The organism is Mycolicibacterium arabiense (assembly GCF_010731815.2).
Taxonomy (GTDB): domain Bacteria; phylum Actinomycetota; class Actinomycetes; order Mycobacteriales; family Mycobacteriaceae; genus Mycobacterium; species Mycobacterium arabiense.
The window spans coordinates 1,419,202-1,433,065 of sequence record NZ_AP022593.1; the positions used below are offsets into that span (position 1 = coordinate 1,419,202).

The 13,864-nt window shown below is 69.4% G+C and carries 13 protein-coding genes; 4 read left to right on the plus strand and 9 right to left on the minus strand.

Annotated features, from left to right (window positions below; all coding sequences use genetic code 11):
* Positions 1-159 precede the first annotated feature (159 nt).
* The 4 genes from G6N61_RS08490 to dxr are packed head-to-tail and all read right to left on the minus strand — an operon-like array spanning position 160 to position 4,658.
* The gene (locus G6N61_RS08490; protein ID WP_163918123.1) at positions 160-1,014 is read right to left on the minus strand and encodes a GNAT family N-acetyltransferase; all 855 of its coding nucleotides are present in this window, start codon (positions 1,012-1,014) and stop codon (positions 160-162) included.
* Positions 1,015-1,069: 55 nt separating this feature from the next.
* On the minus strand, positions 1,070-2,218 hold the full coding sequence (gene ispG, locus G6N61_RS08495; protein ID WP_163924689.1) for a flavodoxin-dependent (E)-4-hydroxy-3-methylbut-2-enyl-diphosphate synthase: 1,149 nt from the start codon (positions 2,216-2,218) through the stop codon (positions 1,070-1,072).
* 32 nt (positions 2,219-2,250) lie between these two features.
* A complete protein-coding gene (locus G6N61_RS08500) occupies positions 2,251-3,480 on the minus strand; it encodes a M50 family metallopeptidase (RefSeq protein WP_163918124.1) in 1,230 nt (409 codons plus the stop codon).
* Positions 3,477-4,658 (minus strand): 1-deoxy-D-xylulose-5-phosphate reductoisomerase, encoded by a 1,182-nt coding sequence (dxr, locus tag G6N61_RS08505; protein WP_163924690.1) that lies wholly within the window; start codon positions 4,656-4,658, stop codon positions 3,477-3,479. Before dxr ends, G6N61_RS08500 begins: the two co-directional genes overlap by 4 nt.
* 192 nt (positions 4,659-4,850) lie before the next feature.
* Here dxr and G6N61_RS08510 point away from each other — a divergent pair, with 192 nt between their 5' ends.
* Together G6N61_RS08510 and G6N61_RS08515 are read left to right on the plus strand one after the other, a co-directional pair.
* Complete coding sequence (locus G6N61_RS08510; RefSeq protein ID WP_163918125.1) at positions 4,851-5,537, plus strand: fasciclin domain-containing protein; 687 nt, start codon at positions 4,851-4,853, stop codon at positions 5,535-5,537.
* 169 nt (positions 5,538-5,706) lie between these two features.
* Positions 5,707-6,264, plus strand: a complete 558-nt coding sequence (locus G6N61_RS08515; protein ID WP_235887610.1) for a fasciclin domain-containing protein — start codon at positions 5,707-5,709, stop codon at positions 6,262-6,264.
* Positions 6,265-6,316: 52 nt separating this feature from the next.
* Here the strand turns inward: G6N61_RS08515 and G6N61_RS08520 are convergent, their stop codons facing one another.
* Positions 6,317-7,312: an AraC family transcriptional regulator gene (locus tag G6N61_RS08520; RefSeq protein WP_163918126.1), complete on the minus strand. Its 996-nt coding sequence runs from the start codon at positions 7,310-7,312 to the stop codon at positions 6,317-6,319.
* Complete coding sequence (locus G6N61_RS08525) at positions 7,309-8,244, minus strand: SDR family NAD(P)-dependent oxidoreductase (protein WP_163918127.1); 936 nt, start codon at positions 8,242-8,244, stop codon at positions 7,309-7,311. The genes G6N61_RS08520 and G6N61_RS08525 overlap by 4 nt, the downstream gene beginning before the upstream one ends.
* Before the next feature lie 227 nt (positions 8,245-8,471).
* Here G6N61_RS08525 and G6N61_RS08530 point away from each other — a divergent pair, with 227 nt between their 5' ends.
* Positions 8,472-9,770, plus strand: coding sequence for a cryptochrome/photolyase family protein (locus G6N61_RS08530; RefSeq protein WP_163918128.1), 1,299 nt, complete (start codon positions 8,472-8,474; stop codon positions 9,768-9,770).
* Positions 9,771-9,860: 90 nt separating this feature from the next.
* Positions 9,861-10,115 (plus strand): DUF2631 domain-containing protein, encoded by a 255-nt coding sequence (locus G6N61_RS08535; RefSeq protein ID WP_163918129.1) that lies wholly within the window; start codon positions 9,861-9,863, stop codon positions 10,113-10,115.
* Between the two features lie 21 nt (positions 10,116-10,136).
* Here the strand turns inward: G6N61_RS08535 and G6N61_RS08540 are convergent, their stop codons facing one another.
* The 3 genes from G6N61_RS08540 to G6N61_RS08550 all read right to left on the minus strand — a co-directional run bounded on the left by G6N61_RS08540 (position 10,137) and on the right by G6N61_RS08550 (position 13,814).
* Positions 10,137-11,564, minus strand: a complete 1,428-nt coding sequence (locus tag G6N61_RS08540) for a WS/DGAT/MGAT family O-acyltransferase (protein ID WP_179973593.1) — start codon at positions 11,562-11,564, stop codon at positions 10,137-10,139.
* A gap of 130 nt (positions 11,565-11,694) precedes the next feature.
* Complete coding sequence (locus G6N61_RS08545; protein ID WP_163918131.1) at positions 11,695-12,615, minus strand: LLM class F420-dependent oxidoreductase; 921 nt, start codon at positions 12,613-12,615, stop codon at positions 11,695-11,697.
* Positions 12,615-13,814 carry an acyl-CoA dehydrogenase family protein gene (locus G6N61_RS08550; protein ID WP_163918132.1) on the minus strand — a complete coding sequence of 400 codons (1,200 nt, stop codon included), beginning with the start codon at positions 13,812-13,814 and terminating at the stop codon, positions 12,615-12,617. Before G6N61_RS08550 ends, G6N61_RS08545 begins: the two co-directional genes overlap by 1 nt.
* Positions 13,815-13,864 lie beyond the last annotated feature (50 nt).

The following is a 13,864-nucleotide window of genomic DNA, read 5'->3' on the forward strand; positions in this document are numbered from 1 at the left end:
GCTGATGTTAAGAGTGTGACGACCGGATGCGTCGGAGGCGCACCGAGATCGTCGAGATCCGACCGTGACGAGCCGGTGATCGCGCCGAGACGGCATTCACGGTCGCTCGGCGCGCCTGTGCACGACAGTGGGTTCCGTCTCGGCGAGGCAGGCCGGAGTTCAGTCGAGCAGGACGGTGGCGAACGTGCCGACCTGGCTGAAGCCGATCCGGTCGTACGTCGCGCGGGCGATCGTGTTGAACGCGTTGACGTAGAGGCTCGCGATGCGGCCGCTGCGCACGACGGCACCGGCGAGGGTCGCCGTCCCCGCCGCGCCGATGCCGCGACCACGCCACTCCGGATGCACCCACACGCCCTGGATCTGGCCGACGGCAGGCGACTGAGACCCGACCTCGGCCTTGAACACGACCTCGCCACGCTCGAACCGGGCCCACGCGCGGCCCGCCGCGATAAGACCCGCGACGCGCCTGCGGTACCCGCGGCCGCCGTCGCCGAGCCGGGGATCGATGCCGACCTCGCCGATGAACATGTCGATGGCCGCGACCAGGTAGGCGTCCAACTCGTCCATCCGCACGGGACGCACGCCGGCGTCGAGCGCGCACGTCGGCTCCCGGTCGAGCGCCATCAGCGGTTGGTCGTCGCGCACGTCACGCGCTGGGCCCCAAGCCCTTTCGAGCCGAGCCCACATGGGCAGCACCAGATCGGCGTGTCCCACCAGCGATGAGCACCGCCTGGGCGTGCTCATCGCCTTGTCGGCGAATGCGACGACGTCTGCCGCGTCACCGCGCAGCGGGATGAGGTTGGCGCCTGCGAAGCACAGTGACTGGGTGGGCTCGCGTCGCGTCCACAGTTCGCCACCGATGGCCGTCGGATCCACGCCGTGATCGGCGACCCGCGAGGCGACCATGCAGGAGCCGACCGGATCCTCGGCGAGTACGCGGTGCACCGCCGCGGCGTCGCGCACGACCGTCACGCGTCGCTCGTCGGCGATGCGGAAGAGCGGAGGAGCCGACATGGGGACTCTTTCTGCGGCGATGCGGTCAGCGGTGACCCCGCTCACAGGGTCGTGCTCAGCTTACGGTCACCACGGGTGCACCGCTCGGACTTGCCGCGGGGCCGTCTTCCGTGTTGATCTGCTCGGCGATGCGCATGGCCTCTTCGATCAGCGTCTCGACGATCATCGACTCGGGCACGGTCTTGATGACCTCGCCGCGCACGAAGATCTGGCCCTTGCCGTTGCCCGACGCCACGCCGAGGTCGGCCTCGCGCGCCTCGCCCGGTCCGTTCACCACGCAACCCATGACGGCGACGCGCAGCGGTACGTCCATGCCCTCGAGACCCGCCGACACCTCGTTGGCGAGCGTGTACACGTCGACCTGGGCGCGTCCGCACGACGGGCACGACACGATCTCCAGGCCGCGGGGCCGGAGGTTGAGCGATTCGAGGATCTGGTTGCCGACCTTGATCTCCTCGACCGGCGGCGCGGACAGGGACACCCGGATGGTGTCGCCGATGCCGCGCGAGAGCAGCGCGCCGAACGCGACGGCCGACTTGATGGTGCCCTGGAATGCCGGACCGGCCTCCGTGACCCCGAGGTGCAGCGGGTAGTCGCACTTCGAGGCGAGCAGCTCGTAGGCGGCGACCATGATGACCGGGTCGTTGTGCTTGACGCTGATCTTGATGTCGCCGAAGCCGTGCTCCTCGAACAGCGACGCCTCCCACAGGGCGGACTCGACGAGCGCCTCGGGGGTGGCCTTGCCGTACTTCTCCATGAACCGCTTGTCCAGCGATCCGGCGTTGACGCCGATGCGGATTGGGATGCCCGCCGCGCCTGCCGCCTTCGCGACCTCCTTGACCCGGCCGTCGAACTCCTTGATGTTGCCGGGGTTCACGCGCACCGCGGCACAGCCGGCGTCGATGGCCGCGAAGATGTACTTGGGCTGGAAGTGGATGTCGGCGATCACCGGGATGTTCGCCTTCTTGGCGATCGCGGGCAGCGCGTCGGCATCCTCCTGCCGCGGGCACGCCACGCGGACGATGTCGCAGCCCGACGCGGTCAGCTCGGCGATCTGCTGCAGCGTGGCGTTGATGTCGTGGGTCTTGGTGGTGCACATCGACTGCACTGCGATCGGGTAGTCGCTGCCGACCCCGACGTCGCCGACCATGAGCTGTCGGGTCTTTCGGCGCGGTGCCAGGGTGGGCGCCGGCGGCGCCGGCATGCCCAGGCCGATGGAGGTGGTCACGAGTTCTCCTACTGGAAGATCCTGATGGGGTTGACCAGGTCGGCGGTGACGGTCAACAGCATGTACGCGCCCACCACGGCCAACACGACGTAGGTGGCGGGCATCAACTTGAGGTAGTTCACCGGGCCGCCGGCGACCAGGCCGCGCGCACGGCGCACCATGTCGCGCAGCTTCTCGTAGGTCGCGACCGCGATGTGGCCGCCGTCGAACGGCAGCAGGGGCAGCAGGTTCACCGCACCCAGCACGAAGTTCAGCTGCGCGAGGAAGAACCAGAACATCACCCACAGGCCGCGGTCGACGGTGTCGCCGCCGATGATGCTGGCGCCGACGACGCTGATCGGCGTCTCCTTGTCGCGTTCCGCGCCACCGATGGCGTCGACGAGCGCGCCGACCTTGCTGGGGATCTTCGCGAGCGACTTGCCCAGCTCGACCGCGAGGTCGCCGGTGAACGCGAACGTCGCGGGCACCGCCGAGAGCGGGTTGTACTGCGTCGGGCCGAACGTCGCGGGCGCGATGCCGACGGCTCCGACGGGAGTCGGCGCGGTGGCGTCGGCCGAGGTGAATCGGTCGGCGCGGGTCACGTCGACGGTGGTGGTGAACTCGCGCTGCTGTCCGTTCTCGTCGCGGCGCACGGTGAACGCCGTCGGGCCGTCGAGCTTGCGGACCGTCGCGACGAGTTCGTCGAAGTTCGCCACGTCGGTGTCGCCGACCTTGGTCACGACGTCGCCTGCCTGGATGCCCGCCAGCGCGGCGGGACCCGGGCCGGTGCACTCGCCCAACTCCTCCTTGGAGATCTGCGATGCCACGCACGCGGTCTCGCCGACCATCGCGTTGGTGGGCTGGTGGAGGTTGGGCAGCCCCCAGGCGATCGCGATGCCGTAGATCAGCGCGAGGCCGATGATGAAGTTCATACCCGGCCCGGCGAACAGCACGGCGACGCGCTTCCACACCTTCTGCCGGTACATCGCGTACGGGCGGTCCTCGGGCGCCAGTTCCTCGACCGACGTCATGCCCGCGATGTCGCAGAACCCGCCGAGCGGAACCGCCTTGACGCCGTATTCGGTCTGGCCGAGCCGGTTGGGTCGCATGGTCGACCAGATCGTCGGACCGAAGCCGACGAAGTAGCGACGCACCTTCATGCCGGTCGCGCGAGCGACCCACATGTGTCCGCATTCGTGCAGGGCCACCGAGATCAGGATGGCCAGGGCGAAGAGCACGATGCCCGTGACGAACATCATCGAGTTCCCAAGACCTCCTGTGTCGCGCTCGCGTGGGGTTCCAGAGCGCTGCGGGCCCGGTCCCGGGCCCAGTCCTGCGCTTCGAGTACGTCTTCCACGGTAGCCGGTTCGGCTGCCCACTGGTCTGAGGCGTGCAGCACGTCACCGATGGTTCGCACGATCGCCGGGAAGCCGATCCGACCCGCCAGGAACGCCTCGGCCGCCTCCTCGTTGGCGGCGTTGTAGACCGCGGTCATGCAGCCACCCACCGTTCCGGCGTGTCGGGCCAGGTCGACGGCGGGGAACACCTCGTCGTCGAGCGGTTCGAACTCCCAGGTCGAGGCGGTGGTCCAGTCGCACGCCGCGGCAGCGCCGGGCACGCGGGCGGGCCAGCCGAGCGCCAGGGCGATCGGCAGCTTCATGTCGGGCGGGCTGGCCTGGGCGATCGTCGACCCGTCTACGAAGGTGACCATCGAGTGGATGATCGACTGCGGGTGCACGACGACGTCGATGCGCTCGTACGGCACGCCGAACAGCAGGTGCGTCTCGATCAGTTCGAGTCCCTTGTTCACCAGCGACGCCGAGTTCAGCGTGTTCATCGGGCCCATCGACCACGTGGGGTGGGCGCCTGCCTGTTCGGGCGTCACCGCGTCCAGCGCATCGGCCGTCCAGCCGCGGAACGGTCCACCCGACGCCGTGAGCACCAGCCGGGCCACCTCGTCGGGCGTTCCGCCGCGCAGGCACTGCGCCAGCGCGGAGTGTTCGGAGTCGACGGGGACTATCTGTCCGGGTGCCGCGGCCTTGACGACGAGTGGCCCGCCCGCGACCAGGGATTCCTTGTTGGCCAGCGCAAGCCGGGCGCCGGACTCGAGCGCGGCGAGCGTCGGCCGCAGGCCCAACGCACCGACCAGGGCATTGAGTACGACGTCGGCTTCGGTCTCCTCGACGAGCCGGGTGGCGGCGTCGGGTCCGGCGTAGGTCACGTCGCCCATCCGCTCGGCCGCGGCCGGGTCGGCGACCGCCACGTTCGTGACCCCGGTCGCGGTCCGCTGGCGGGCGAGCAGGTCGGCGTTGGCGCCGCCCGCGGCGAGACCCACGACCTCGAACCGGTCGGGATTGGCCGCGATCACCTCGAGCGCCTGGGTCCCTATCGACCCCGTGCTACCGAGCACCAGGACGCGTAGCCGGTCGCCGGTCATCGCTGCCCGCGCGTGCGCTCGTCGGTGGTCACTCACTCATTGTGCCGCCCGGTTGGCACAGGTCCGAATTGTGACGCGACTGTGACGCAAGTCGCCTCGTCCCATCCGGCCCCCAGGTCAGCGCGAATCACCCACGTCATCGACCTAGGGCCGCGACTCCGCAGCCCCAGACACATTGGAGTGTGATCAGCAATGAATTCAGCTCACCGCAGGGTGATCGCCGCAGCAAGCCTGAGCGCGATTGCCGCCTTCGGCGCAGTTGCGTGTTCGAGTGAAACTGCCAATGAAACCTCGAGCAGCGCGAGCAGCGCGTCGTCGAGCGTGATGAGTTCGTCGTCGTCCTCGGCCCCGTCGAGCAGCGCGATGGCCGATCCCGCCGCCAACCTCGTCGGCCCGGGCTGCGCGGCCTACGCCGAGCAGGTGCCCTCGGGCCCCGGTTCGGTTGCGGGCATGGCGATGGACCCGGTCGCCACCGCCGCGTCCAACAACCCGATGCTCAAGACGCTCACCTCGGCGCTCACGGGCAAGCTCAACCCCAACGTGAACCTGGTCGACACGCTCAACGGCGGCGAGTTCACCGTGTTCGCGCCGACCGACGAGGCGTTCGCGAAGATCGATCCGGCCACGCTCGAGACGCTCAAGACCGACACGGATCTGCTGACCAGCATCCTGACCTACCACGTCGTGCCCGGCCCCGGTGCCGCACCGGCCGACGTCGCGGGTGAGCACAAGACGGTGCAGGGTGCCAACGTCACCGTCACCGGCGAGGGCGAGAGCCTGAAGGTCAACGACGCCGGCCTGGTGTGCGGTGGCGTGCAGACCGCCAACGCGACGGTCTACATGATCGACACCGTCCTCATGCCGCCGGCCGCCGGCTAGATCCACCCCTGAACCCACGAGTGGCGTCCCGGCGCATCATCCCCGTGCTCGCGCCGGGGCGCCTCTCGTGCCCCACCGAACCATCGAACGAAACCAATCGAAGGGTGCTACCGCAATGAACCTGATGGACCACACCAAGAAGGCCGTGACGGGCGCCTCGATCGCTGGCATGGCGTTCGCAGGAATCCTCCTCTCGAGCGGCACCGCCGCTGCTGATCCCGCAGCCGGACTCGTCGGCCCGGGCTGCGCAGGCTACGCCGCGCAGAACCCCGTGGGCCCCGGCTCCGTTGCCGGCATGTCGATGGATCCCGTCGCCACCGCAGCGTCGAACAACCCGATGCTCAAGACGCTGACCGCAGCCGTCTCCGGCCAGCTCAACCCCGAGGTGAACCTCGTCGACACGCTCAACGGCGGTGAGTTCACGGTGTTCGCGCCGACCGACGACGCGTTCGCCAAGATCGACCCGGCCACCATCGACAAGCTCAAGACCGACGCTCCCCTGCTGACCAGCATCCTGACCTACCACGTGGTCCCGGGACGCGTAGCGCCCGCCGACCTGGCCGGGATGCACAAGACGGTCGAAGGCAAGGACGTCACCGTCACCGGCATGGGCAACGAGCTGAAGGTCAACGACGCATCGGTCGTCTGCGGCAACGTCCAGACCGCCAACGCCAACGTGTACCTCATCGACACGGTGCTGATGCCGCCGGCGCAGCCCGCGATGTAATAGCACTCCACTTCGAGGGCGGTCCGGCCAGTTGGCCGGGCCGCCTTCGTCGTCAGCCGGTGGCCCGTACGCCGAGTGGTGTGCGACCCGTCCTGCGGTTGAACGCACGGTGGAACGAATTCGGATCGTCGTAGCCCAGGAGGAACGCGATCTCGGTCAGCGGCAGCGCGGACTTCGTCAGGTAGTGGCGGGCCAGTTCCTCGCGTACGTCGGCCAGGATCTCGCCGAACGTGACGCCCTCCTCGCCGAGGCGGCGCTGCAGCGTTCTGGTGCTGACGCCGAGGTGGCGGCTGACGCCATGGGTGGTGCCCGCACCGGCGGGCAGTAGTTCGACGAGCGCGGCGCGGACCTTGGCGCGCAGGGTCGCATCGGCGGCGAGATCCTCTAGGCGGCGGCGCAATTCGGGTTCGAAGAACTCCCACATGCCTGCGTTCGCGGTCAGGAACGGCCGGGTGGCGTCGAGCCGCGAGAACCGGACGGCAGTGGTGGCACCCCGTTCCACCCTCATACGAAGCCACGCCTCGACGGCGGCGACGTTGCGCGGGGGCCGCGGCAGGACGACGCGCTGGGGCACCACCTGGGTGCGGGTACCGAAGCGGGCCAGGGCGACCCAGAAGGTCACTTCGACGACCGGCAGCACCGCAGGCGGCGGATCGCCTGCGGGCCAAGTGATCTCGAGATCCACCCCGTCGGCATCCGCGGTCACCCGGAGGCGCAGCGGGCCGAGCAGCCGCTTATGGACGGCGATGCGTTCGGCCGCCACGTGCAGGTTGGGGCTGCACATCGCCGCGAAGATCGGCGGGTCGAACACCTCCGGGCTGAGCGTGTCGGCGACCGTGATGGCCAGGTCCCGGCCGCCGACGAGTTGCTCTAGCGATTCGAACAGGGCGTAGTACTGCGCGGGTGACAGCACGGCCTCGTCTCGACTGAGTAGGTCGCCGGGTAGCCCTGCTGCGTCGAGGAGGTCCGCCGGCCGCACGCCGAGGTCGGCGAGCAGGACCCGAACGAACGGCAGCGACAGCCGAAACGGCGCGAGCAGACCGCTCATGTCCTCACGGCGGCGGACACGTCGACCCGAAGGCCGGTCTCGGACTCGGCGACGCGCCACAGCGTTTCAATCGCCCCGGCGCTGCCGGGCCGCACCAGCGGCTTGCGCACCGGCGGACCGTTGGTGACGAACAGCGGTCCGTAGAACCCGCCACCGGGAGCCGCCGGGTCGACGGCCGCGCGCAACTGACTGAGCGCGCCGCGGTCGGTCGACATGCCCGTCAGCTTGACCAGCTTCTCCGAGAGCGCGCCGAGCAGGCCCGCGCTGCCGTGAGCCTGCGTCGTGGTCTGGAGGTCGGAGTTCGTCAGCCCCGGCTGGGCAGACAGCGCCTTCGCGTCGACGCCCGCCCGGTCGAACTGCGCCTGCAAGCCAACCGCGAGATGACGCATCGCCAGCTTGGTCTGGCCGTACATGCGCCATGCGTCGAAGCCGTCGCGCATGTGCGGATCGGCCGGATCGATCGGGCGGCCCGCGTGTTGGGCGGTACTCGATAGCGTCACCACCCGCGCGCCGGGCGTCGCCACGACGACCGGCAGCAGGTGCGAGATCAGCGCCCAATGGCCCAAGACGTTCGTGCCCATCTGGGTGTCGAAGCCGTCGACCGTCGTTCCCGCCGGCAGCGCCATGACGCCGGCGTTGCACATCAGGATGTCGATGCGGTCATGGGCGGCTGCGATCTGCTTGGCAGCCGTGGCGACCGACGCCAGCGAGCCGAGGTCGAGCCGAACGATCTCGAGTGCCGCGCCGGGGTGAGCGGCCATGATCTCGACGTGCGCGTCTGCCGCCTTGGCCTCGTTGCGCACCGCCATCACGACGTGGGCCCCTCGGCCGGCGAGCGCCTTGGCGGACGCGAGTCCGAGTCCGCCGTTGGCTCCGGTGATCACGGCGACCTTGCCGTGCAGATCGGGGATGTCCTTCGTTGACCAGCTCATGGGTGTCCTTCGGTAGTCGATGGGTCGTCGATTGCTTTCGATTGACCCAAAGCTACGACGACGTCCGCGACACCGCGCTCGCAATGCGCGCCACCTGACACGCAGATCGCGCCACCTGTCTCCTCAGATGGTGCGCACGGTCCCGCCGTCGACGACGACGTCCGCTGCGGCCGCCCGCGATCCGTCCTCGTAGTTTCCGCGTCGGGGAAACCGGGCAGGAACAGGGCATGCCCACGCTGCTGTGGTTCCGACGTGACCTGCGCCTCCACGATCTGCCTGCCGCACTGGACGCCGCAGCAGGCGACGGCGAGGTGCTGGCCTGCTTCGTCCTCGATCCCCGCCTGCACGCATCGTCGGGCGCGCGCAGGCTGCGCTACCTCTACGACGCGTTGCGGGATCTTCGCGACGGTCTGGACGGCAAGCTCCTGGTGACCAGCGGACGCCCCGAGGAGCGAATCCCCGCGTTGGTTAAGGCGGTCGGGGCCACCGCGGTGCACGTGTCGGAGGACTTCACGCCGTTCGGGACCCAACGCGACGCGAAGGTCCGCGCCGCGCTCGGCGACGTACCGCTGGAGGGGTCCGGTTCGCCGTATCTGGTCTCGCCCGGTCGCGTCACCAAGGACGACGGCACGCCGTACAAGGTCTTCAGCCCGTTTTTCACGGCGTGGAAGCAGCATGGCTGGCGCGGGCCGGCGAAGACCGGCCCGAAGACGGCGACGTGGATCGACCCGTCCGCCGTCGACGGCGTCGAGAACGAGGACATCCCACGGGTCGACGTCGACATCGACATCGCGGCGGGTGAGACGGCGGCGCGCAAGGCGTGGAAGCACTTCGTCGCGCATCGGCTCGACGACTACGCCGACGATCGCAACCGCCCCGACATCGACGGCATCAGCCGCATGTCGGCGCACCTGAAGTTCGGCGCAATCCATCCGCGCACTATGGTGACCGACCTCGGCAGCGGCAAGGGAGCGCAGGCGTACCTGCGCGAGCTCGCGTTCCGCGACTTCTACGCAGGGGTCCTCAACGAGTGGCCGCACAGCGTGTGGTGGAACTGGAACAAGGCGTTCGACGGCATCGAAGTCGACGAGGGGCCGGAGGCGCAGGAGCGGTTCGAGGCCTGGAAGGCGGGACGCACCGGCTTCCCGATCGTCGACGCGGGCATGCGGCAGCTCTCCGAGAGCGGCTTCATGCACAACCGGGTGCGGATGATCACCGCGTCGTTCCTGGTGAAGGACCTGCATCTGCCTTGGCAGTGGGGCGCCCGCTGGTTCCTCGACCAGCTCGTCGACGGCGACATGGCCAACAACCAGCACGGCTGGCAGTGGACGGCGGGCTGTGGCACCGACGCGGCACCGTTCTTCCGGGTCTTCAACCCGACCACCCAGGGCGACAAGTTCGATCCCGACGGCGCGTACGTGCGCCAGTGGCTGCCCGAGGCGGGAACCGACGACTACCCCGAACCGATCGTCGACCACAAGGTCGAGCGCCTCGAGGCGCTGCGCCGGTACGAGGGGATCCGCTGAGCGGCCCCGCCCAGCCTCTGTACGACGCCCCGTCGTAGGGCCGGGCCCGTATGTCAGAATGACCGACAACACCGACCGTGAGGAGCACCCGTGGCCAACACCGAGGTCGAGCGATACACCGGCGTCGACGTCGAGGACGTGCCCTCGGCAGGCTGGGGATGGTCGCGCGAGAGTCCCCGCGTCATCCACGTCTTCGGGATCGTGATCGGCATCTTCCTGCTGACGATGCTGCGCGGCAACCACACCGGACGCGTCGAGGACATCTTCGTCATCCTGTTCGCCGTCGGCATCTTCTTCTTCGTCGGCCGCGACTGGTGGCTGCGCCGGCGCGGCTGGACCCGCTAGCCCCGTTCAAACGGCGACCGGTCAGACGGTCACCGGAGGAAGCACGTTCCCGACGGACGTCAGTTCCCCCGACAGTCCCGCGGCGATCCGCGTCTCGACGAACGCGCGGGTGATCGCGTCGGTGACCTCGTGCGGGTCGTCGGTCGTCAGGTCGTCGGTGAGCACCGAGACGTCGAGCTGGTCGACGTAACTCCACACCGTGACGTTCATGCCGCTGCCCACCACCAGCGGGCCCACCGAGTAGATCTCGCTGATCGACGCGCCGTCGATGGAGCCGCGCTCCCGCGGCCCGCGGACGTTGGAGATGGTCAGGTTCATGACCGCGCTGGTGCCCATGCGCTTGGACTGCCAGCGGAACGCGGCGGGCGCGACCGACGGCGGCAGGTAGTTCATCCACGACGGCAGCAGGCTGGGCCCGAGCAGTTCGTGGTTCTCCTTGGCGATCCGCGTCGCCGTCCCGGTCAGGCGTACCCGCTCCACCGGGTCGGCGACGTGCACCGCCAGTGACGGCGTCATGTACGTGAACTCGTTGCCCACCAATCGATCCGGGTTGCCGTAGCTGACCGGCACGCCCGCGATCAGCGGCGCGTCGGCCGCGCCGTCGTACCGGATGAGCAACAAGCGCAGTGCGCCCGCGACGACCGCGAGCACGATGTCGTTGAGGGTGACCCCGAGCGCCTTGGCCGTCTCCTTGACGTCGCACAGCGCCAGCGGCGTGGTCGCGAAGCGCCTACCCGGCGACACCACGTGGTTGAGGAAGGTGTCCGGCGGCCTGAAGTTCGACGCGAGCCCAGCCGTCGCACCCCGCTCCCTGGCCCTGCGCCGAACCCGCAGCACGCCGAGCCCGGTCTGGGCGAGCAGTCCGGGCAGGCGCTGGAACTGTCTGGCGTGGTCGCGGCCCGCCGCCAGGACCAGGCCGACCGTGGTGCGCTCGGCATCGGTGGTGCGCAATGCGGGGGTCGGCAACTCCGGCGGATGCGGCTGGATCGCCCATGCCATCTGGTTCGCCGAGGCGACACCGTCGGCCAGCACGTGGTGCACCTTGTGCACGATCGCTATCCGGTCGCCTGCGAGTCCGTCCGCGACGTACATCTCCCACAGCGGCCTGCTGCGATCCAGTGGCGTACTGGCGATCTCGCCGATCACCTGGTCGAGTTCGCGCCTCCCGCCCGGCGTGGGTACCGACACCCGCCGCAGGTGGTAGTCGAGGTCGATCTCGGCGTTCTCCACCCACATCGGGTGGTGCAGCTTGAACGGGATGTCGACCAGTTGGTAGCGCAGGGGTTTGAGCTGGTGCAGCCGTTCGCTTGCGATGCGGCGGAACAGTTCGTGGGTGAACCCGCCCGGCATCCCCGACACGTCGATCACGCCGATCTTCAGCGTGTGCATGTGCGTCTCGGGCGCCTCGCTGTACAGCAGCAGGGCATCCACACCGTTGAGCCGCCGCACAGGGCCTCCAGCCGTCGTCGTCGCACCCTGTGTACCCCATCCTCCCGCGAGCGTGCGTGTTTGCGGCAGACACGCCGGGTCAGAACCCGAGTTCGCGCACGCTCGCGGCGGGCGGGCTGGCGGCGAGCGATCAGCCCGCTGCGATGACGAGCCGGCCGAACCGGTCGATCGCATCGGTGGCACTAGCGAGGCTGTCGCCGGGCACCCGAACCTGCACCCAGGTGACGCCCATGGCGGCGAGTTGGGCGGCGCCGTCGAGGAAGGCGTCGGCGTCGAAGTCGTCGTCACCGGGCGCGCCGCCCGCTGCGTTGGTGAACGTGACGTCGAGCGTCGCAGGGTCGCGCCCGATGGCGTCGCAGCGACGGTGCAGGTCGGCGATCCCCGCCCTCAGGTCCTCGAGGGTCTCCATCGGTGCGGTGCGCGCAGTCTGGGCGAGCAGGGCGGGCGCGGGGAACGGACACCAGCCCGCGCCGAACTCCGCGACGCGGCGCCGTGCGGCGCCGGTGTTGCCGCCGATCCAGATCGGCGGATGCGGATCCGACGTGGGTCTGGGGTGCGCGGTGATCCCGCTCGCGGTGAAGTGCCTGCCCTCGAACGACACGTCGTCGCCCGTCCAGACGGCGCGGATCACCTCGAGCGCCTCCTCGACGAGACCGCCGCGCTCGTCGAAGTCGACACCGAGGGCGGCGAATTCGCGCCGCAGGTAGCCAACCCCGACGGCGAGTGTGAACCGGCCGCCGGACAGGACGTCGAGCGTTGCGCCTGCCTTGGCGACGACGAACGGATTGCGGTACGGCAGCACGACGACGTTGGGGATCAGGCGCAGCGTCGTGGTGTGGGCTGCCGCGAAGCCCATCGCCACGAACGGGTCGAGCGCGTCGTGACCACCTGCCTGAAGCCACTTCTGCGTGGGCGCAGGGTGATCGGTGAAGCCGAACCCCGAGAATCCGGCCCGTTCGGCGGCCACCGCCACCGCGGCGACGCCGGCCCCGGTGACCAGTTCCGAGTTGTAGGGGTGGCTGTGCATCGGGTGGGTGAACGTGTAGCGCATCAGGACGACCGGCCCGTCCCGGACGGCGCTGCATACGCGGGCCGCCCCAGACCGAGGGCGTGCTGGGCGATCATGTTCCGGAACACCTCCAGCGTGCCGCCGTAGACGCCCATCGGCGAGGCCAACCGGAAGAGGTACTCCGCACCGCCGTCGTCGGCGGCCCCGTCGGCTCCCCTGGTCAACCCTCCCGCGGCGCCGAGGACGTCCATCAGGTCCGGTGTGACCTCCCGCATGGCCTGCGCGATGGCGACCCGGCCGAACATGCCTGCGGTGCTGGCGGCGACCTCGGTCCGCGCGATGCCCCGGCCGAGCCGGTAGGCGACGGCGTCGTCGTCTATCGCCCGCCTGCCGCGCTCGTCGGGACTTCCCGCCACGGCGGCGACCCGGTCGCACCCCTCGGCGAGCAGCAGCAGGTGCTCGGTCATGACGGCGAGCTTCTGTAGACCGTCGGCAACGGGAGCGACGGTGCCGTGTTCGGCGTCGAGCGCCCCGCGTAGGACCGCCCAGCCGCCGTCGACCTCGCCGATGCGGTACCGGTCGGGAATCCGGACGTCGGTGTAGTAGGTGATGTTGGTGCGGTCGCCGTCGACGGTGCGGATGCCCTGGATCTCGACCCCCGGCGTGTCGAGCGGCACCAGGAACATGGTCAGGTCGTGGTGTCTCGGCGCATCCGGGTTCGTGTTGGTGATCAGGAAGACGTACTGCGCGTTGTGGGCATTCGAGGTGAACATCTTGGAGCCGTTGACGATCCAGTGGTCACCGTCGCGCACCGCCTTCGTCTTGCAGGTGGCGACGTCCGAGCCGCCGTCGGGTTCGGTGTATCCGAGGCACAGCCGGAGCCGGCCCGCCAACACGCCGTCGAGCACCTCGTCGACGAGTTCGTCGGAGCCGAACCGTTCGACCGACTTGGCGACCATCGCCGTGGTGCCCCAGTGGAACCACGGCGTGTGGGCACGGCCGATCTCCAGCTCCCAGATCCGCCGCTGCACGCGGCTGAACCCACCGTCAGTCGCGTCACGGTAGTCGCGCTCGAGGTAGCGCTGCTCACCGAGCGCGAGATGGACTGCCTCGTCGAAGTTCTCGCCGGTTCTGCGATCGCGTTCGATGACCTCGTCGGTGACGACGGACGCCAGGAACTCGGCGAGCCGGGTCTGGAACTCCGCGTCCTCGTCGGAGAGTTCGACCCGTGAGAAGTCCATTGGTCGTGCTTAACACCGGCGTGGATGTTTGTAAAGCACTCCGGTGCGGA

Excerpts from the sequence above, each read along its gene's own strand:
- G6N61_RS08490 (WP_163918123.1), bottom strand. The coding sequence starts at position 1,014 with ATGTCGGCTCCTCCGCTCTTCCGCATCGCCGACGAGCGACGCGTGACG.
- ispG (WP_163924689.1), bottom strand. The coding sequence starts at position 2,218 with ATGCCGGCGCCGCCGGCGCCCACCCTGGCACCGCGCCGAAAGACCCGA.
- G6N61_RS08500 (WP_163918124.1), bottom strand. The coding sequence starts at position 3,480 with ATGATGTTCGTCACGGGCATCGTGCTCTTCGCCCTGGCCATCCTGATC.
- dxr (WP_163924690.1), bottom strand. The coding sequence starts at position 4,658 with ATGACCGGCGACCGGCTACGCGTCCTGGTGCTCGGTAGCACGGGGTCG.
- G6N61_RS08510 (WP_163918125.1), top strand. The coding sequence starts at position 4,851 with ATGAATTCAGCTCACCGCAGGGTGATCGCCGCAGCAAGCCTGAGCGCG.
- G6N61_RS08515 (WP_235887610.1), top strand. The coding sequence starts at position 5,707 with ATGGCGTTCGCAGGAATCCTCCTCTCGAGCGGCACCGCCGCTGCTGAT.
- G6N61_RS08520 (WP_163918126.1), bottom strand. The coding sequence starts at position 7,312 with ATGAGCGGTCTGCTCGCGCCGTTTCGGCTGTCGCTGCCGTTCGTTCGG.
- G6N61_RS08525 (WP_163918127.1), bottom strand. The coding sequence starts at position 8,244 with ATGAGCTGGTCAACGAAGGACATCCCCGATCTGCACGGCAAGGTCGCC.
- G6N61_RS08530 (WP_163918128.1), top strand. The coding sequence starts at position 8,472 with ATGCCCACGCTGCTGTGGTTCCGACGTGACCTGCGCCTCCACGATCTG.
- G6N61_RS08545 (WP_163918131.1), bottom strand. The coding sequence starts at position 12,615 with ATGCGCTACACGTTCACCCACCCGATGCACAGCCACCCCTACAACTCG.
- G6N61_RS08550 (WP_163918132.1), bottom strand. The coding sequence starts at position 13,814 with ATGGACTTCTCACGGGTCGAACTCTCCGACGAGGACGCGGAGTTCCAG.